The 20,549-nt window shown below is 66.8% G+C and carries 3 protein-coding genes (1 of these 3 cut by a window edge); all 3 read right to left on the bottom strand.

Annotated elements, in window-relative coordinates; all coding sequences use genetic code 11:
• Tightly spaced (each overlapping or abutting the next), the 3 genes in view from QXZ94_RS01835 to QXZ94_RS01825 form a layout consistent with a single transcriptional unit that may run on beyond the window.
• Nucleotides 1-4,258: the start of a non-ribosomal peptide synthase/polyketide synthase gene (locus QXZ94_RS01835; protein WP_315718978.1), read on the bottom strand. 12,149 nt of this gene lie to the left of the window's left edge; 4,258 of the gene's 16,407 nt are visible here — the first part of the coding sequence; the start codon lies at nucleotides 4,256-4,258; its stop codon lies off the left edge, out of view.
• Nucleotides 4,251-10,826: a non-ribosomal peptide synthetase gene (locus QXZ94_RS01830; protein WP_315718977.1), complete on the bottom strand. Its 6,576-nt coding sequence runs from the start codon at nucleotides 10,824-10,826 to the stop codon at nucleotides 4,251-4,253. Before QXZ94_RS01830 ends, QXZ94_RS01835 begins: the two co-directional genes overlap by 8 nt.
• Nucleotides 10,826-20,539 (bottom strand): non-ribosomal peptide synthetase, encoded by a 9,714-nt coding sequence (locus QXZ94_RS01825; protein WP_315718976.1) that lies wholly within the window; start codon nucleotides 20,537-20,539, stop codon nucleotides 10,826-10,828. Before QXZ94_RS01825 ends, QXZ94_RS01830 begins: the two co-directional genes overlap by 1 nt.
• Between the last annotated feature and the right edge of the window lie 10 nt (nucleotides 20,540-20,549).

Genomic DNA, 20,549 nt, shown 5'->3' with positions numbered 1-20,549 from the left:
CCAATCCGCGCGATGGAATGGCGCGCAGCTCCTCCTTGATCGACCTGATCAAGGCTGCGTCATCGCTCGCACATTGCGACAGACGGACGGGAAAGGCCGTCGTGAACCAGCCGATGGTCCGTGACAGATCGACACCTTCGAAGATGTCCTCGCGGCCATGCCCTTCCAGCTCGACGAGGACGTCCTCCACGCCGCCCCACTGTCCCACTGCGCGGGCCAAGGCCGCGAGCAGCAGGTCGTTGACCTGGGTCCGATAGGCCGCGGGCGCCTCCCTCAACAGCTTCGCTGTCAGATCCGCGTCGAAAGCCAGGATGACGTCCTCGCCATCCGCCACCCGGTCGACGTCGTCGGGACGCTCGTCACAAGGAAGATCACCCGCGACGGTTCGCGTCCGCCAGTATTCAAGTTCGCCGGCGAGCTCCGCGGACGCCGCGTGGGCTTCGAGACGCCGAGCCCATGACGCCACCGATTGAGTCTTCGGTGGCAATACGATCGCCGCAGCCCCCTGCGCGGCCTGTCGATATGCCGAGGCGAGATCTTCCAGCAGAAGACGCCAGGACACGCCGTCGACGACGAGATGATGCACGACGATCAGAAGTCGCTGGCTGCCGTCCGCAACGTCCATCCCGACGACGCGCAGCAACGGCCCCTGCAGGGACAGGCTTGCTTGCGCCATCGCCGCAAGCGCCTCGATCCCTGCGACATCCGCGACGGTGCGCGTCCAGAGCAGATCGGATGATGGTGACGCCTCGCAATAGCCGGCACGCCATTCGCCATTGGCCTCTGCGAATTGCATTCGCAGCCCATCATGATGCGACCAGACCGCGGCAATCGCCCGAGCCATTGCGGGCCAGTCCAGCCGCGCTCTCGGCCTGAGCAGCACGGCCTGGTTCCAATGGTGCCGCTCACCTGCGTCCTGTGCAAAGAAGCTGCGTTGGATCGGCAACAGCGGCACGGGACCAGCGAGATCCTCGGTCAGCACCTCCGCCACCTGCTCGCGGCGCGCGGCGCTCGCGAGCTCCCGGAGCGTCTGATGCCGGAACAGGTCGCGTGGCTCGATCAACAGTCCACGCTGACGCGCGCGCCCGACCACCTGCAGCGAAATGATCGAATCGCCGCCGAGCTCGAAGAAATTGTCGGCCAGTCCGATGCGCTGGTGCCCAAGCAGCTCACCCCAGATTTCCGACAGCGTGATTTCCGCCGCGGTCTGCGGCGCGACGTAGGCAGCTTCGCCGGCAGGCTGCTCGGGAAGCGGCAGCGCATCGCGATCGATCTTGCCATGCGTGGTCAGCGGCATCCGCGGCAGCGAAATGATCCGCGCCGGAACCATGTAGTCCGGCAACTCCTCCAGCAGAGCTGCCCGCAAGCTGGCTTCATCGAGATCGCTCTCGCCGCAGACATAGCCGACGAGCTGCTGCCGTCCAGCAATTGCGCGAGCAACGACGACGGCCGACCGGACACCCACCTGTCGCGCCAGCCGTGCTTCGACCTCCCCCGGCTCGATGCGGAAGCCACGGATCTTGAGCTGGTGGTCGGATCGGCCGACATACTCGATCACGCCGTCGGCACGCCAGCGCGCAAGATCGCCGGTGCGATACAGCCGAGCCCCCGGCTCACCGAACGGATCGGGAATGAAGCGCTCCGCCGTCAGCGCCGGTCGTTTCCAATATCCGGTCGCGAGCCCCTCGCCTCCGATGTACAGCTCGGCCGAGACCCCGACGGGAACGATGTTGAGATCGCCGTCGAGAAGATAGGCCGAGCGTCGGCCGACCGGCCTGCCGATGGGCGCATAGGCGCAATCGATCTCGGCATCGGCATCGACCTTCCAGACCAGCGGCGTGACCACCGTCTCGGTCGGGCCATAGCCATTGATCAGCTTGCGCGGCCGCAGCGCGCGCCTGATCTTGTCGAAGCCGGATTTCGGCATCGCCTCGCCACCGAACGAATACAGCGACACCGGCGGTGGATCGCCCCGCCACGCCGCAAAATCCGCGAGCTGCTGCAGATAAGCGGGCGGAAAACCCGCGTTCGTGACCTGCTCGGCACGCATCACTGCGAGCGTCTGCTCGGCCGACCAGAGATCGGCGTCGCGCATGACCAGCGCAGCGCCACAGCTCAACGCCGTCCACAACCGTTCGTGCGCGCCGTCGAACGTGAACGAGAGAAAGTGCAGCTCGCGCGACCGCGCGCTCATCTCGTAGAGCTCTGCCGTGGCCTCGCAATGCATGGCGAACGGCCCGTGGGCGACGGCGACGCCCTTCGGCAGACCTGTCGAACCCGACGTATAGATCACGTAAGCGAGACTGTCCGGATGGACCTCGATTGCGGAATCCGGCGGCGCCGTTCGGTCCGAGATTGCGCCGAGATCGCTGACGCGGACGCCGGGCATCGGCGGAAAAGGGACCACACCGGCGGCGTCGACCAGCACGACACGCGCACCGGCGTCCAATATCATTGCGGACTGCCGCGCCGGCGGATGATCCGGATCGAGTGGCAGATAGGCCGCGCCGGCCTTGAGCACCGCGAGACATGCGGCCACCAGCTCGGGCGATCGCCGCATCGAAATGCCGACGAGCTCGCCGGAACGAATGCCCAGTCCGCGGAGATGCATGGCGATCGCATCGGCCCGCTGGTCGAGCGCCTGATAGCTGATCGTCTCCTGACCGTAGACCAGCGCCGGCGCGTCCGGCGTCGCCTGGGCGTGCTGGGAGACCCTGTGATGCACGGGCACGAACGGCGTCACGGTGCGGGCGTGCTCGTTCCATCGCCTGACATCATCGCGCTGCTGCGCGGACAACAGGCCGATCGATGCGACGACGCGCGTCGGATCCGCAACCATGATCTCGAGAATGGCAAGCCAATGCGCCGCCATCCGCTCGATGGTCGAACGGTCGAACAGCGCGGTGGCAAAGGAGAACAATACCGAGATCTCTCCCGACGGCGTTTCCTCGCTGTCGACGGCAAGATCGAATTTGACGGTCTCGACATCGGGCGCGATCGCCTCGATCTGCAGCTCGGCGCTGCCGGACATCCCCGTCAGCTCCCGCCGGCGCTGATGATTGTAGAGCACCTGGAACAGCGGATTCTGACTAAGGCTGCGCTGCGGCTGCAACACTTCGAGCAGCCGTTCAAACGGAAGCTCCTGGTGCTCCTGTGCTTCGCGCGCGGCGCTACGGAGCTCACCGATGACGTCGGCCATCGTGGCCCGACTATCGATCCGGGTGCGCAACACCTGCGTGTTGACCAGCAGGCCTATGAGCCGCTGCGTATCCGAACGATGGCGGTTGGCAATCGGGATACCGATGCTGATGTCGGGCTGGCCGCTGTAGCGGTACAGGACCAGCTTCAGGGCTGCGAGCAGAACCACGAACGGCGTCGTCTCGTGGCGCCGCGCCAGCTCGCGCAGGCGATCGGCAAGCGTGGCACGGAGTGTAAGGCGCAGACCCTCGCCGGACTGATCCGCTTGCGCCGCGCGGGGGCGATCGAACGGCAGCTGCAGCGCCGCGGTGTCCTGGAGGCGGGAGGTCCAATAGCTCAGCTGCCTCTCGCCCTCCACGGCGCTCATCTGCAGCTGTTGCCAGCTGGCGAAGTCGGCGTAATCGATCTCGGGCGCGGGCAGCGGCACGCACTCGCCTCCGATCGCCGCCTGATAGAGTTGCCAGAACTCCTCACTCAGGATCTGCAGCGACCAACCGTCGGCGACGATGTGGTGCAGCGTTACGGCAAGGATATGATCCTGCTCACCGGTCGCCAGCAGTCCCGCGCGTAGCAATGGCCCCGTCTCGAGATCGAACGGCAACGCCGCTTGGTCCCGCAACAGCCTGCGCGCCTGCTGCTCCCGATCGTCACCGCCAACCTCGAAGCGCTGCAGCGCGACCGGCTGCGGCGGACATACGATCTGCTCGGGCTGATTCCCTTCCTGACGAAACACCGTACGGAGCGCGCTGTGACGAACGACCAGTTCGTCGAGCGCGCGCTGCACTGCGCTGATGTCGAGGCGCCCGCGCAAGCGGATCGCCAGCGGCATGTTGTAGGCGGGGCTGTCCCGATCCATGCGCCAGAGGAACCAGAGCCGCGCCTGCGCGAACGATAGCGGCGCGCGCTGCAAATTTTGACGAGCGATCGGCAGGATCGACAGCTCGATCCCCCTTGCGGCGAGTTGCGCCAGGAATGCGCGCTGCTTCGTCGCGTCGAGCCGGGCCAACCGCTGCGAGATCTCGCTGAGCTGCTGATTCTGAAGTCCTGACTGATCATTCATGGGCGAACTCGACTTCATTCAGCGCATCGAACATCGCGGCAATGTCATCGCTGCGCGTGTTCACGAGCGGGTCCGCGGCGAGCGCGGACGCCATGGTCTCAATCGTCGTCAGCTGGAACAGCCGCTTCAGCGGCAGATCACGAGCCAGATCACGCTTGATGCGGCCGACGAGTTGCACGGCAACCAGCGAATCGCCGCCGAGCTCGAAGAAATTGTCGGTAACGCCGACCTCGTCGTGCTGCAGCAGCTCGGCCCAGATGGTCGCGAGCGCGGCCTCGGTCGGATTGCGCGGCGCGACGCGTTGCGCATCCGCAGGACGCGCATCCGGCTGCGGCAGCGCCTTGCGATCGATCTTGCCGTTGGGCGTCAGCGGCAGTTGCGGCAGCACCATGACCCGTGACGGCACCATGTAGTCCGGCAGCACCGCGCCGAGCGCCGCACGCAGGCCCGCGCCGTCGAGCGCATCATCGCCGCTGACATAGCCGACCAGCTGCCGGCTGCCGCCGAGCTCCTGCGCCACCACGACGCTGTCGCGCACGCCGGGCTCGGCCCGCAGCCGCGCCTCGATCTCGCCGAGCTCGATGCGATGGCCCCGGATCTTCACCTGATGATCCGCCCGGCCCACATGCTCCAGCACGCCATCGCCGCGCCAGCGCGCGAGGTCCCCGGTGCGGTACAGCCGCTGCCCCGCCGATCCGAACGGATCGGGGATGAAGCGCTCGGCGCTGAGCGCCGCACGATTCCAATAGCCGCGGGCCAGCCCCTCGCCGCCGATGAACAGCTCTCCGGCCACCCCGACCGGCGCCAGATTGAGATCGCCATCCAGCACGTACAGCGTGGTGTTGCCGATCGGAGCACCGATCATCGGCGACGGATCGGCCGCATCGAGCCGGTGCCGCGCCGACCACACCGTGGTCTCCGTCGGCCCGTACAGGTTCCAGACCTCGCCGCCCAGCGCCGTCAGGCGCCGCGCCAGATCCGGTGCCAGGGCCTCGCCGCCGCTCAGCACCCGGCAGCCCTCCCCCAGCCACGTGCCGGCGCCGTCATGATCCAGCAGCATCCGCCAGCTCGACGGCGTCGCCTGGATCATCGTCACGCCGTGCCTGACGACGACCGCCTTCAGCGCCGCCGGATCATGCGCCGTCGCGCGATCCGCCAGCACGATTTGCGCGCCATGCGTCAGCGGCAGCCACAGCTCCAGCACCGCGATGTCGAACGACAGCGAGGTCAGCCCGAGCACGCGGTCCTCGCGTGCGATGCCCGGCCGCTCGGCCATGGTCGCCAGGAAGTTCGCCACCGCGCCATGGCGCACCATCACGCCCTTGGGCAGACCGGTCGAGCCGGAGGTGTAGATCACGTAAACGAGGTTCTCCGGATCGATGGCGATGTCGAGATTGGCGGCGTCGCCGCTGCCTTCTCCCACCGCTGCATCGAGCAGCCAGGCCTCGGCACCGCTGCCTTCCAGAACCGGAGCAAAACGCTCCTGCAACGTGGCCTGCGTCAGCAGCAGCCTGGCCCCGCTGTCGCCCAGCATGTGCGCCAGACGCTCGGCCGGATAGTCCGGATCGAGCGGCAGGTAGGCCCCGCCCGCCTTCAGCACCGCGAGCAGTGCCACCATCATCGGCACGCCGCGCTCCAGCGCCAGCCCGACCACGACGTCCGGCCCGATGCCCTGCAGCATGAGCCGCCGCGCCAGCCGGTTTGCCCGCGCGTTCAGCTCGCCATAGCTGATCGTCTCGTCCCCATGCACAATTGCGATCGCATCAGGCGCACGCGCCGCCTGCGCTTCGAACTGCCGCTGCAGACACCCCCTGTCCCAAACTCTCGCGGTCGCATTCCATCCATCGAGCAGCAGCGCACGATCCTCGTCTGGAACGACACCGAGCTGGCGCACAGGCAGGTGCGGAGCCGTCTCCAGCGCCGATGCCAGCTGATCGAGAGCCTGTTGCATCATCGCGCAGACCCGGTCCGGCACGACCGGGGAGATGACCTGGGCCGTCAGACGCAGCGCATCGCCGTCGTCGTCCACTGCAAGCATCAACGGATAGTTCGTGCGCTCCTCTGCGCCGAGCCACTCGATCTCCCGAAGCGGACTGTCGAGCGCCGATTCAGCGTGGTTATTCTCCTTGCGACTATGTCGGTAATTCAGGATCGCGGAGAACAATGGCGTTGGCGCAGCAACACCGCTGCAGCGCTGCGCCATTGCCAATGACGCATGCTCATGAGTCATCAACTCGGCCAGCCGCACATGCGTCGCACGCGCGCTCTGCTCGACGGAGGCGTCGTCGAGATCAACGCGCAGAGGCAGCGTATTGATGAACAGGCCGAGGCTGCGATCCATCGCAGCACCACCCTGCATGCGGCCGAACAGCACGGTGCCGAACACGACCTTCTCCCGACCGCTGCTCCGCGCCAGCACCTGAGCCCAGGCGAGGTGACAGAGGCTGGCGAGACTGACGCCGGCACGTCGTGCCTGCACCCGAAGTCGCGTATCGAGGACGGCCGGGATCGCCAGCTTCGCCTCATGCACGCCTCCTCCCTCGCTCCGCACCTCCATCAATCCGAACGGTGCTGTCGGCGCGTCGACGTCGGCGAGCATGCCACGGAAGAAGCGCTGCTGCGCGTCCTGCCCGGCGGCGTCGCGAGCAAGCGCCACGAGATTGCGAAACGGCACCGGAGCCGCCAGGAGATGGCCGCGGCCCGCCAGAATGGCCTCCACCTCCTGATGAATCGCCTGTAAGGTCGAGTGATCGCCGATCAAATGATGCAGCATGACCTGGAGCAGCACGCGATCCTTTCCGGGGTCGCGTGCGACGATGAAGCGCAACAGCGGCGCTTTGCCGAGATCGAGCCGGCGCGATCGCGCGTCGAACCGTCCAGCAAGTTGCAGATCCGCCGGTGCGCCAGCCTCGAGCATGAGCTCCGTGACGTCGAGACTTGCGCGTCGCCATACCACCTGCGCCGGAACGGACAGGCCATTCCAGACGATCGATGTGCGGAGCACGTCGTGACGCGCGATCACCTGCTGAACGGCTGCAAGATAGCGGTCGAGCAGGCCGCGGTCGGGAAACGCCATCTGCGCAGCGAGCACGTAAGGATCGCCCTCGGTTGCCAGCAGATGATGAAACAGGATGCCTTCCTGCAACGGCGACAGCGCGTAGATGTCCTGAATGTTGGCAATGCCCCCCGGCACCAGACCGACGACGCGGTCGATCTCCGGCTGGCTCAGCACGATCAACGGCAACAGTTCCGGCGTGATCGCCGTCGTATCTGCCGTGATCCGGTTGGCGGGAACGACGATCTCGTCGCCACGATGAAGGGCGGCGGCGAGCGCGCGAAGCACGGGCTTCACGAACACGGTTCGCGCATCCACGGCAAAGCCGCGGCGTTTCAGGCGGTCCAGCATGCGAACGATCAACAGCGAATGGCCGCCGAGCTCGAAGAAATGGTCGTCACGTCCGACGCGATCGACCGCCAGGAGCTCGCCCCAGATCGCGGCGAGCATCAGCTCGATCTCGCCCTGCGGCGGATCGTAGGCACGGCGCGAGAAGGCGTCGTGATCCGGAGCCGGAAGTGCATGCCGGTCGACCTTGCCATTCGGCGTCAGCGGAAGCGCTTCGAGACGCACGATGGCCGATGGCACCATATAGTCGGGCAGACTGGCCTGCAGCTGAGCCCGCAGTTGCGCGCTCCAGTCGACGGCGTCGCCCACGTCGTCCGCCGGCACGGCATAGGCAACGAGCATGGTGTCGCCGAGGGCATTGCGCTGGGCCAGGACGGCAGAATCCCTGACCCCCGCCAATGCGCTCAAGCGGACCTCGATCTCCCCAAGCTCGACTCGGAACCCGCGGATCTTCACCTGATGATCGTTGCGGCCCAGGAACTCGATGTCGCCGCTCGGGAGATAGCGACCGAGATCACCGGTCCGATACATCCTGCCATCCGACTTCGGGCTGAATGGATCGGCTGCAAAACGCGCGGCCGTGAGGTCGATACGGTTCAGATATCCGCGCGCCGTCCCCGCCCCGCCGATCCAGATCTCACCGACCGCACCGCGCGGCACCGGCAGCCCCTCATCGTCGAGCAGATAGATTCGCGCATTGGCAATCGGACGGCCGATCGGAACGATGTTGTCGGCGAAGCCGGCGGGGCGCCGCCAGGCCGTGGCGCAGACCGTTGCCTCGGTCGGCCCATAGGCGTTGAAGACGGTGATGCCCTGCGGCAACGAGGCGATCAGCTCCGTACGCGGCAGCTCGCCAGCCAGCACGAGAACCTCGAGCTCGGCGAGGCGCGCCAGATCCGCCCGTCCTTGCAGTAGCGCCGGCGGCAGTGTCGCGTGGGTGATGCGGTGCGCTGCGAGGTACTCCAGGAGCGCGGACGCGTCGCGATGCTCATCGTCTCCGAGCAGATGCAGCTCGGCCCCTGAGCACAGCGCCATCACGATGTCCCATACGCTGGCATCGAAGCTCAGGGACGCAAACTGCACGATACGACTGCGCTCGGTGGTTTCGAACAAGGCGATCTGCGCCAAGGCCAGATTCACCAATCCACGGTGCTCGATCATCACGCCCTTCGGCTTACCGGTGGAGCCGGACGTGTAGATGACGTAGGCCAGATGACGTGGTGTCAGGCGGAGATCGGCGACATCCGGCGTCACGTCCGGCAGTTCCCGCCATGCCGCAGCATCGCGCCTGACATCGACGACGGAGCACGCCACGTCGCCGAGCACGTCGGCGCCGGCGTCGTCACAGATCAGCAGCGCCGGCTGTGCGTCGACAACGATCTCACGCAGCCGCTGTGGGGGATAAATCGGATCGAGCGGCAGATAGGCCGCGCCTGCCTTGAGCACTGCAAGGATGCTGATGATCGCATCGATGCCGCGCTGCTGGCAGATCGCCACCAGACGATCCGGCCCGGCCCCCCGCGCAACGAGATAATGAGCGAGCCGACTGGCCCGCGTCTCCAATTCGCCGTAGGTCACGCGTTCATCTGCACGAACCAACGCGACGGCGGACGGACAGCGACGGGCCTGGTCGGCCACCAGCTCCTGGATGCAGCGGCTGGGCGGACTGAACGCGTCGGTCTCGTTCCAGCCGTCGAGAAGCAGCAATCGCTCCTCGGTGGCGAGCAGGTCGATGCGATGCACCGGTTGGCCGACATCGATTACCATGGCACGCAGCGCAGCCAGCAGATAGCCGCGATAGCGCAGCACGGTGTCTGCATCGAACAGAGCTGTCGCGTAGTTCAGCTTGCCGGAGATGCAACCGGCGCTCTCGCTGAGATCGAGCTCGAGATCAAACTTGATCTCCCGCTGCTCGACCGCCAGGCGCTCGACATCGATGCCGGGTAGCGCAAGCTGACCGATCTCGTCGCCCTGCCACGCGAACACGACCTGAAAGATCGGCGTGTGGGCCGGATTGCGCGGCGGCCGGAGCGCTTCGACGATGTGCTCGAATGGCAGCTCCTGATGATCCTGCGCCGCAAGAGCCGCGTTCTTGACCCGTTCGACCAGCTCCGCGACGCTCGGCGTCTCGGAGAGGTCGAGCCGCAGCGGCAGCATGGTGGCGAAGAACCCGACCACCCCTTCCACCTGGGCTCGAGTCCGGTTTGCCGTCGGCGTACCGATCACGAGATCCTTCTGGCCTGCGAGCCGCGACAACACGATCGCCCAGGCCGACAGCACGACTACGAACGGTGTCGCGCCGAGCGTGTGGGCCATCTGCCTGATGGCGGTCGACAGCTCGGCATCGATCTCGACCTGCACCGCAGCGCCGGCGATGGATCTCGTCGCCGGCCGCGGGCGATCGGTGGGCAATGTCAGCAGCGGTGGCGCTCCGGCGAGCGCAGCCTTCCAATGATCGAGCTGGCGGGCCAGCCGCGCGGGCGTCAGCGTTTGGCGCTGCCAGGCAGCATAGTCCGGGTATTGGATGTCGAGCTGCGGCAACGGATCGCGTTGCCCGGTAGCGAACGCGCCATACAGCGCAGACAGCTCGCGCACGATCACGCCCATCGACCATCCGTCGGAGACGATGTGATGCAGGCTGAGCAGCACGACATGCTCCTGCTCACCAAGCCGGATCAGGGCGCTGCGGACGAGCGGCCCCGTGGCCAGCTCGAACGGCGCGCGCCTGGTTTCATCGAGCAACTCGCGCATCCGCGCCTCGCGATCGGGCCGATCGCTCAGGTCGTGCATCGCCAGTGGCAACTCGGTGTCGGGCGGCAGCACTCTCACCTGCGGCTCACCGTCCTCCGCGGAGAATATTGTCCGCAGTGCCTCGTGCCGCGCGAGCAGATGATCAAGGCTGCGGCGCCACGCCGCGACGTCGAGCCGCCCCCGCAGTCGCAGCACGGCGTCGAGGTGATAGTTCGTGCTCGCCCCGTCGAGCTGAGTCAGCATCCAGAGTTGCTGCTGCGCGAACGACAGCGGCAGCTTGCCCCTGCGATCGACGATCGGGATCGCGTTGGCCGCGCGGCCGCCGCGACCGCGCTCTCTCGCCGCAAGCGCCAGGCGCTGCAAGGTGTCCGAATCGAGATCGGGAAGGCGCGGCTTAGCTGATTGTTTCTTCATCACATCTCGGCCCCGATCAGCTCCTGGAGCTCACGCTCCTCGAATTGCTCCTCGATCAGGCGGATCGAGACGACGCGGGCGAAGTCCGCCAACTCGGAATGAGCGAACAGACTGGACAGCGGTACCGAGACGCCGAACTCATCGGAGACGCGGCTCATCAACCGCACCGCCAAGAGCGAGTGACCGCCGAGCTCGAAGAAGCCGTCGTTGCGACCGATACGCTCGACGCCGAGCAGCTCGGTCCAGATGCGTGCCAACGCCGTCTCGATCTCGCCAGCTGGCGCCGCGTGATCCCGACCGTCGGTTTCGCCCTGCGAAGGCGGCGGCAGCCTGCGGCGGTCGATCTTGCCGTTCGGGGTCAGCGGCAGCTGCGGCAGCACCATCACCCAGGTCGGCACCATGTAGTCCGGCAGCATCGACCTGAGCCTGGCGCGCAGACCCGCGCCATCGAGCGCATTCCCGCCGCCGACATAGGCCACGAGCTGTGGGCTTCCCCCGATCTGCCGCGCCACGACGACGCTGTCGCGCACGCCGGTTTGTTCCCGCAGCCGCGCTTCGATCTCGCCGAGCTCGATCCGGTGGCCCCTGATCTTCACCTGATGATCGACGCGGCCGACATAGTCGAGCAGACCATCGTCACGCCATCGCACCAGATCACCGGTCCGATACAGCCTAGCGCCAGCGGCGCCAAGTGGATCCGGGATGAAGCGCTCCGCGCTCAGCGCGCCGCGATTCCAATAGCCACGCGCAAGCCCTTCGCCGCCGATGAACAGCTCTCCCGCGACGCCGACCGGCGCGAGATTGAGATCGGCGTCGAGCACGTAGAGCGTCGTATTGCCGATCGGACGACCGAGCAACGGCATCGGATCCGATGCATCGAGCCGGTGGCGCGTCGACCATACCGTCGTCTCGGTGGGTCCATAGAGATTCCAGACATCGCGGCTCAGCGCCGTCAACCGTCGTGCGAGATCCGGTGCCATCGCCTCGCCACCGCTCAGCACGCGGCAACCCTCGGGCAGCCACCTCTCGTCCTCCTGGTGGTCAAGCAACATCCGCCAGCTCGACGGTGTCGCCTGGATCATCGTCACGCCGTGCCGAGCCACAACCGCCTTCAGCGCTGCCGGGTCGCGCGCCGCGGCCTGGTCGACCAGCACGATCTTCGCGCCATGCGTCAACGGCAGCCACAGCTCCAGCACCGCGATGTCGAACGACAGCGAGGTCAGGCCGAGCACGCGATCATCGCGCACAATGCCCGGCTGCTCGGCCATCGTCGCAAGGAAGCCGGTCACCGCGCCGTGGCGCACCATGACGCCCTTGGGCGTGCCGGTCGATCCCGAGGTGTAGATCAGGTAAGCGAGGCTCTCTGGATGAGGGGCGAGGCCGAGATTGCTCGCATCGCCGGCATCCTCTCCCGCGGTCTCGTCGAGCAGCCAGGCCTCGGCCTCACTCCCGGCAAGTGCCGGCGCGAACCGATCGTGCAACGACGTCTGCGTCAGCAGCAGCTTTGCGCCGCTGTCGCACAGCATGAGGCCGAGCCGATCGGACGGATAATCCGGGTCGAGCGGGAGATAGGCACCGCCAGCCTTGAGCACCGCAAGCAAGGCCACCATCATCGTGACGCCGCGCTCGAGTGCCAGACCGACGACCACATCGGGGCCGATGCCGCGCGCCCTGAGACGCCGCGCCATCCGATTGGCGCGTGCATTCAGCTCGCCGTAGCTCATCTGGCTGATACCGCTGACAATCGCTATCGCGTCAGGCGTTTCAGCGGTACGCGCCTCGATCTGTGCGACAAGGTTCAACGACGGTGCGGATCGGACCTCACCGATGGTGCCTCTGCTCCATCGCATGATGCGGTCAAGCGCATCGCTCCCGAGCGCATGAAGCGCACCGGAGGGACGGGCAGCATCGGCGGAGATCTGCACCAGCCAGTCTCGCATGGCAGAGCTCACGCGCCCGATCGCGCTTTCGTCCAACTGCGCACGATCGAAGTTGAAGTCGAGCCGCAGACCGTCGGCCCCATCGAATACGCCGACGGCGACCGCATAGTTCGTCGGCGTCACATGCTCGACGCGCCCTACCTGCGGTCCAGTCTGGCTGCCATTCACCAGTGACCGGTCGATCGGATAGTTCTCGAACACCATGATGCTGTCGAACAGCTGCCGCCCGCCATGCGCGGCGAGGCGCTGGATCTCGTGCAACGGCAGCCACTCATAATCGCGGGCGGCGACGTTCTTTGCCTGCAGCGCACGCAGCCAATCACCGACGGAGGCCTGCGGGTGCGGCCCGTCGATCAACGGCAGCGTATTGATGAACAGGCCGATGATGTCCTCGGCGCCTGCCAGCTCCGCCGGACGACCGGCCACAGTGGCGCCGAAGCAGACCGTGCTCTGCCCACATGTGTGCCGCAGCAGTTGTACCCAGGCGGCCTGAAGCAGGGTGTTCATCGTCACCCGCTGCTGCGTGGCGAACCGCCTGAGACGCGCAGCGAGGTCGCGGTCCAGCGACAGCGTGAGCCGCCCATGACCGTCCCCCGGCGCAATCAGCCCTCTTCCGCGCAGCGCATCAGCAAGCAGCGTCGGCTCGCCGGCGTCGCTCAACGCCTGGCGCCAGAATTCGAACGCTGCACCGCGGTCCTGCGTCCGGAGCCACGCGATGTAGTCGCGATACCTGCCATGCGGGACAGCGGGCTCCGATCCGTTGGCACGCTGCAGCACGTCCGCGAGCAGCCGCGCCGAGCTCCAACCGTCGAGCACGATGTGATGGTGCGTCCAGATCAGCCATAGTCTGTCATCGTCGAGCCGGATGAGGCGCAGCCGCTGCAGCGGCGGCCGGCTGACATCGAAGCCAAGCGCACGCTCCCGCTGCCCTGCTTCGGCCAGCGCGGCATCGAGATCGCTGCCCGCAGGCGAATCCGCCGTGCGCCCTCGCCAATCCTCCTCCACGATCGGCAGATCGAGCCGCCGATACACGATCTGCTGAGCGGCCTCCGACAGGTGCTGCCATGCAAATCCCGTACGCAATGTCGCATGCTGCGCACTGGCCGCCGACCACGCCGCACGCAGCTGCGACGGCGTCACGCCGCGCAGCTCGACTGCGAGCTGATTGACATATGCGTCGTTCTTGCCGTCGCGGAGGGCGTGAAACAGCAGGCCCTCCTGCATCGGGGACAACGGATAGATGTCTTCAACGTTGCGGACGTCGACCGATACGCAAACGCGATCGAGCGTCTGTTGATCGAGTCCGGACAGCGGGACGTCCGACGGAGTGAGACAGCCTGCACCGCGCAGGCAATGATCGACCAGACCGCGCAACGCGGTCCCGTAGAGGTCCGCAAGCCGCTCGACGGTCGAACGGCGATAGCGCCGCCGGCCGTAGCGAAAGGCCAGGCGAAGTTGACCGTCTCGCACCTCACCGATGATGGTGAGCCACGCCCGCAGCGGCGTATCAGCCGCGCGCATCGAGCCCGGTGACTCAGGTGCAAGCCGGTACGAAGCCTCATCGCCGAGCGATGCATCGAAGCGGCCGAGATAGTTGAAGACGATCCGCGGGCTGCCCAGCTCCGCCAGCGCGTCGCGTTGTGCAGGCGCGCCGAGATAGCGCAGCACGCCGTAGCCGAGACCGTGATCAGGGACAGCGCGCAGGGCTTCCTTCGTCCGCGCGATCAACACACGATCCGCATCGGCCCCGCCCGGCAGACGGAACGGGAATGCGCTCGTGAGCCATCCCACCGTACGGGTAAGGTCGGCGTCGGCAAAAATATCCTCGCGTCCGTGCCCTTCGAGCTCGATCACGATGTCCTCGCGTCCGCACCAGCGCCAGACGGCGCGCGACAACGCTGCAAGCAGCAGATCGTTGATCCGAGTCCGGTAGGCTGCAGGCGCGGCCTCGAGCAATTGCACGGTCAGCTCGGCATCGAGGTTGAGCGTGACCTCGTCCGCGTCGGCTTCGACATCGATGCTGCCGTGGTCCTCGTCGCACGGCAGCTCACCGCCCGGGCCCGCCGCGAGCCAGAACGGCATCTCTGCCGCCAGCCGCTCGCAGGTCGCGTGCTCGCGCAGCCGTTGCGCCCAGGACGACGGCGCCTCGCCCTTCGGCAACGCCACCGCCGGAGCACCGTTCGCGAGCTGCGTGTAGGACTGCGTCAGATCCTCGAGAAGGATACGCCAGGACACGCCGTCGACGGCCAGATGATGGATGGCAATCAGCACGCGCTGACTGCCGTCGATCAGGTCGAAGCCGACGGCGCGCAGCAGCATCCCCGATGCGAGCGAAAGGCTCGCCTGTGCCGCCGATGCGGTCGCGCCGATCTCATCGTGACGGACGCCGCTGCGGATCCAGAGCAGATCCGCCGCCGCAGGGCCTTCCGTCGGCAAGGCCTGCCAACCCTCACCCGTCCGGCGATAGGCCGTCCGGAGCGCTTCGTGATGCTTCACGACCGCAGCGAGCGCAGCTTGAAGCAAGTTCCACGCGACGCGATGCTGCGGGATCAGCAGCACGGCCTGGTTGAAGTGATCGCGGCTCGGGATCACCTCTGCAAAGAACCGCAATTGGATCGGCAGCAGCTCCGCCGCGCCGGCGTTCACGGCGCTGCGTGCTGCTGCCGGCGACGCCGTCGGCGCGGAGGTGGTCGCAACCACGCCGGCCAGCGCCGCTATCGTCTGCTGCGAAAACATCTGCTTCGGCGTCAGCTTCACGCCGCGCTTGCGCAACCGCGCGATGATTTGCAGGCTGAGAATGGAATCGCCGCCAAGCTCGAAGAAATTGTCGTTGCGACCTATCCGATCGCGGCCGAGCACCTCCTGCCACACCGCAGCGATCGACTCCTCGACCTCCCCGACGGGAGCGGCATAGGCGATGACGATCTCCCCATCCGGCTGGGGCAGCGCAGCACGGTCGAGCTTGCCGTTGGCCGTCAGCGGTAGACGATCGAGCACGACGATGCGCGACGGAACCATATAGTCGGGCAGCAGCGCCGAAAGCTCCTGCCGCATTCCGTCGGGCTGCAGCACCGCACCGGCCGCAGCCACGCAATAGGCCACCAGCTCCAGGCGCCCCTGCTCTGCATCGACCACGCGCGCCACAACCACGGCATCGGCGACGCTGCCCAGCGACATCACCGCACGCGTGATCTCGGAAGGCTCGATGCGATAGCCGCGCAGCTTGAGCTGATCGTCGCGCCGGCCAAGAAAAACGATGCGTCCGGCCTCGTCACAACGCACGACGTCGCCGGTGCGATAGAGGCGCGCGCCGGGCGGGCCGAACGGATCGGGGATGAAGCGCTCAGCCGTCTGAGCCGTCGCACCGCGATAGCCTCGCGCGACGCCCGCGCCACCGACGTGGAGCTCGCCCGCGACACCACGCGGCACCGCGTTCAACGCATCGTCGAGCACGTAGGCCTGCAGATTTGCCAGCGGCAGACCGACCGGGACGGCGTCGCCGGCAATGTCGTCCGTGCAGTCGTAGGTCGCGATGCCAACCGTCGTCTCGGTCGGCCCGTAGTGATTGATGATCCGGCATTGCGGGCGCAGCCGCCGGACGTCCTGGATCAGGCGCCGATCACACGCCTCGCCGCCGAGAATCAGTACGTCACGCGGCAGCAGGTCGGCAGACCTCCGCGCCTGCAGCAGACCGCGGAGGTGGCTCGGGACGATCTTCAGGATGCCGACCTCTCCCTCGCGCATGGCCTGCGCAAACGCGTCGGCATCGAACGCCGCATCGGCAGGCAGAAGGTTCAAGGTCGCGCCGCTCGCCAGCGCGCCGAACAGCACCGTGTGGCCGAGGTCGGCGGCGACGGTGGAGACCATCGCCATGCCCGCATTCACGTCGGGCCGCAGGCGCGACAGCAGCGCCTGCACATAGTTCGCGAGCGAGCCGTGAGAGACGGCAACCCCCTTGGGCGTTCCCGTCGAGCCGGACGTGTAGATGATGTAGGCGCTCTGTGCCGGGTGGACACGAGACGGAACGAAGACCTCGGACGGGTCATCGCCGCGCCGTGCTGCGTCGAGCACGACGCAGTCCAGCCCTCTGGCGACGGCCAGACGATCGGCGGTCGCCACCAGCCGGGTGATGCCTCCGTCGCGAAGAATGCGCTGCACGCGCGCGACCGGCCAGGCCGGATCGAGCGGCACGTAGGCGCCGCCCGCCTTCAACACACCGAGCATGGCTGCGACGAAGGCCGGTGACCGCTCGATCCACAGGGCCACCGGAACATCGGGTCCGACGCCGTTCGCAGCCAGCCGCTGCGCAATCGAGTCAGACCACTGCGCGAGCTCGGCGACACTGATTTCGACCGCGCCCTGGCGGAGCGCAACGCGATCGCCTCGGCCGGCAGAGGCGCCACCGATCATGTCGAGGATGCAGGTCGAGGCAAAATCTCGTGTCTCGCTCGCGATCACTTCGCGAGCATCAGGCGCGACGACGAAGTCTGCGATCGACCGGCCCGCTCCATTGGCGATCTGCTGCAGGAAATCGACGAGCTGCGTCGCCATCCGCGCGACCGTCGCCCGCTCGAACAGATCCGTCGCGTAGTTGAGGCTGGCCGCCATCCCATCGGGACCATCGACAACGTCGAGCGCCAGGTCGAAATGCGAGCCGGCCAGATCCATGATGCGGGTGTCGGCGCGCAGGCCGTGGGCGGTGAAGCCGCGCGGCTGCGTCATGTAGTTGAACTTGACCTGAAAGAGTGGATTCTGGCTGCCCGAGCGTTCCGGCTTGAGCGTATCGACCAGGCGGTCGAACGGGAGATCCTGGTGCGCAAGCGCAGAGATGACCTCCTCACGGGTCGACTCCAACAACGCCGCGAAGCTCATGTCGGCCGCGATGTCGGCACGCAGCACCAGTGTATTGACGAAGCAACCGATCAGAGAGGCGAGCTCGGCATGCCGGCGCCCGGCAACGGGGACGCCGATCCGAAGATCCGACTGACCCGAATAGCGAAACAGCAGCAGCTGGTAGGCCGCGAGCAGCAGCATGAACATGCTGACGCGCTGCTGACGCGCGAGGGATCGCAGCTTCTGTGCCAGCTCGGGTGCGATCTCGGCATGAACGGTGTCGCCGCGATAGCTCTGCAGCGACGGTCGCGGCCGATCGAACGGCAGCGCGAGCGGGGGATGGGTGTCGCCGAGCCGACGACGCCAATAAGCGAGCTGCCGGTTCGCCTCCGGGCTGGCGAGCCAGCCCCGCTGCCATGCCGCATAATCGGCATATTGAATGGCTGATGGCGGACGCAACGTCGCGGCTCCACGCCGGAGCCCGTCATAGAGCGCCGAAATTTCGGTCAGCAGCACGTCGAGTGAGAGACCGTCGGCCACGATGTGGTGGGCCGAGAGCAGCAGCTCGTGCCGGTCGTCGGCGAGCTGAATCAGCACGGCGCGCAGCAGTGGCCCGTTGACGAGGTCGAACGGCTTGGCTAGCTCATCGCGTCTGCGAGCCGCAGCGCGCCTCTCACGATCGCCCGGAGAGCAGCGGCTGAGATCGTCGACCGCGACAAGAAGCTCCTGCGCGCCGTGGATCACCTGCATTGGACGGCCGTCCTGCGCCACAAAGGTGGTACGCAGCGGCTCATGGCGCGCGACGATCTCGGTCAGCGCCCGCACGAGCAGCCGATGATCAAGCGGTCCTTCGAACCTGACGGCACAGGCGACCGTGTAGGCTGTACTGGCCGGGTCCATGTTCCAGAGGAACCATAGCCGTTCCTGTACCGACGAGAGTTGCCGCCGCATGTCAGGTGCCACGGGCCGCAGCGGCGCCAACGCTCCGCCAACGTCACCGGCTGCATCCACGTGCTCCGCCAGAGCACGGAGCGTCGGCGCATCGAGGAAGCTGCGCAGATCGAGATCGACATGGAGCCGGTCGCGAACGATCCCCGCGATTTGCGCGGCCGCGATCGAGTTGCCGCCGAGCATGAAGAAATCGTCGTCGCGGCCGACCTGCGCGACATCGAGGACGTCCTGCCAGATCCGCGCGAGATTGCGCTCGGTCGCCGTCATGAGGTCCGAATCGTGTGGCGACTGCGATGCCGCGTGTCTCCGCTCGAACACCATGAAGCTGTCGAGATCCCCCTGCATCCAGCCGGCGCGGCAGGCCGAGCGCTGCAGCTTGCCGCTGGTCGTCAGCGGCATGCCCTGCGGATTCAGCAGCACGATGACGGCAGGATGCTCCTGTGTCTGAGCCATGACCGCATCGCCGATGGCCTTGATCAGAACATCGGAGGGCGTCCGTCGGAGCACTGCCCGGCTGAACTCTGCGGCAATGCCGATGCCCTCGATGCCGTCGATCTCGACGGGAAATGCGGCCACACGGCCTTTCCGCACCGAGGTCACCTCGGTTTCGACCGCCTGCTCCAGGTCGAACGGATAGATGTTCTGACCACGTACGATCAGCAGATCCTTCAGCCGGCCGGTCACGACCAGCGCGCCGGTGCGGAGGAAACCGAGGTCTCCCGTCCGGAGCCAGCGCGCACCGTCCCGCTCCACGAATGTCTGCTGGGTCGCCCCGGGATTGTTCCAGTAGCCTCGCGCAACGCTCGGACCTGAGACCCAGATCTCGCCGATCTCGTCGGCATCGGCCTCGGACGACGCATCGGGCCTCATGATGCGCACCGCATGGCCGTCCGCGACGGTGCCGCACGCCATGAGGTCCGCCCCCTCGGCGGCATCTTCGGCGCGCCCGCTGGCGAGCGCAGTCGGATCGAGCGTATGACAGACGGGATGGCTTGCGCGATCGCCGGCGGTCACGAGCAAGGTTGCCTCGGCGAGGCCGTAGCACGGCTTCAGCGCGCGAGCATCGAAGCCCGCCGGCCGGAACCTCCGCACGAAGCGGTCAACCGTTGCACGTCGAACGAATTCGGAGCCGGAGAACGCGAACCGCCAGCGGCTGAGATCCAGCCGAGCAAGGGCTTCGTCGGACACCCGATCCGCGCATAGCGCGAACGCAAAGTCCGGCCCACCGCTGCATGTGCCACCCTGGCGATCGATCGCATCGAGCCAGCGTCGCGGCTGCTCGAGAAAATTGCGCGGCGACATCAGTACGGCAGTAAAGCCCGTGAAGAGCGGATTCAGCAGGCCGCCCATCAGTCCCATGTCGTGATAGAGCGGCAGCCAGCTGACGAACACGTCGTCGCTCGTGCCGCCGAGCGCGGCCTCCATCGCAATCTCGTTCGCAACGAGGTTTTCGTGGGTGACGCAGACGCCCTTCGGCTGGGACGTCGAGCCCGACGTATATTGAAGAAAGGAGATCCCGTCGCGCCTGAGGTCCGGCTCACGCCACGTCTCGGCAGCATCGACCGGCACCGCGTCCACTGGCAGGACATGCACGCCGGTTTTGCCAAGAGACGCCTCGACGGCATCACGCAAGCTGGCCAGTGTGAGAATGAAACGGGGCGTCGCATCGCTCAGAATGCCGGCGAGCCGGTCGGTATAGCGCTTCTTGCCCGTCTCCGGCGGATAAGCGGGCACGGCGATCACGCCGGCGTAGAGACACGCGTAGAATGCGACGGCATATTCCGGACCGTTCGGGAGAAGGATCACGGCACGTTCGCCACTGCCGGACAGCTGCTGGAGATGAGCGGCGAGCGCGCGAATGCGCCGATCCAGGTGAGAGAACGTCAGCTCCTCGACGACCTCGTCGCCTTCGATGAAGCGCAACGCTGCATGATCAGCCCGCAGGGTGGCATGTTCGCGCAGTCGTTCGACGAGAGTTCTTGTCCGCATGTTCCTGATG

The organism is Bradyrhizobium sp. SZCCHNS2022, from assembly GCF_032377575.1.
Taxonomy (GTDB): domain Bacteria; phylum Pseudomonadota; class Alphaproteobacteria; order Rhizobiales; family Xanthobacteraceae; genus Bradyrhizobium; species Bradyrhizobium aeschynomenes.
Note: the sequence above shows the minus strand (reverse complement) of the source record. Positions and strands in the feature narration are given on the sequence as shown.

What these genes read in the sequence shown, in the direction of transcription:
- QXZ94_RS01830 (WP_315718977.1), bottom strand. Translation starts at nt 10,826, where the DNA reads ATGAAGAAACAATCAGCTAAGCCGCGCCTTCCCGATCTCGATTCGGAC.
- QXZ94_RS01825 (WP_315718976.1), bottom strand. Translation starts at nt 20,539, where the DNA reads ATGCGGACAAGAACTCTCGTCGAACGACTGCGCGAACATGCCACCCTG.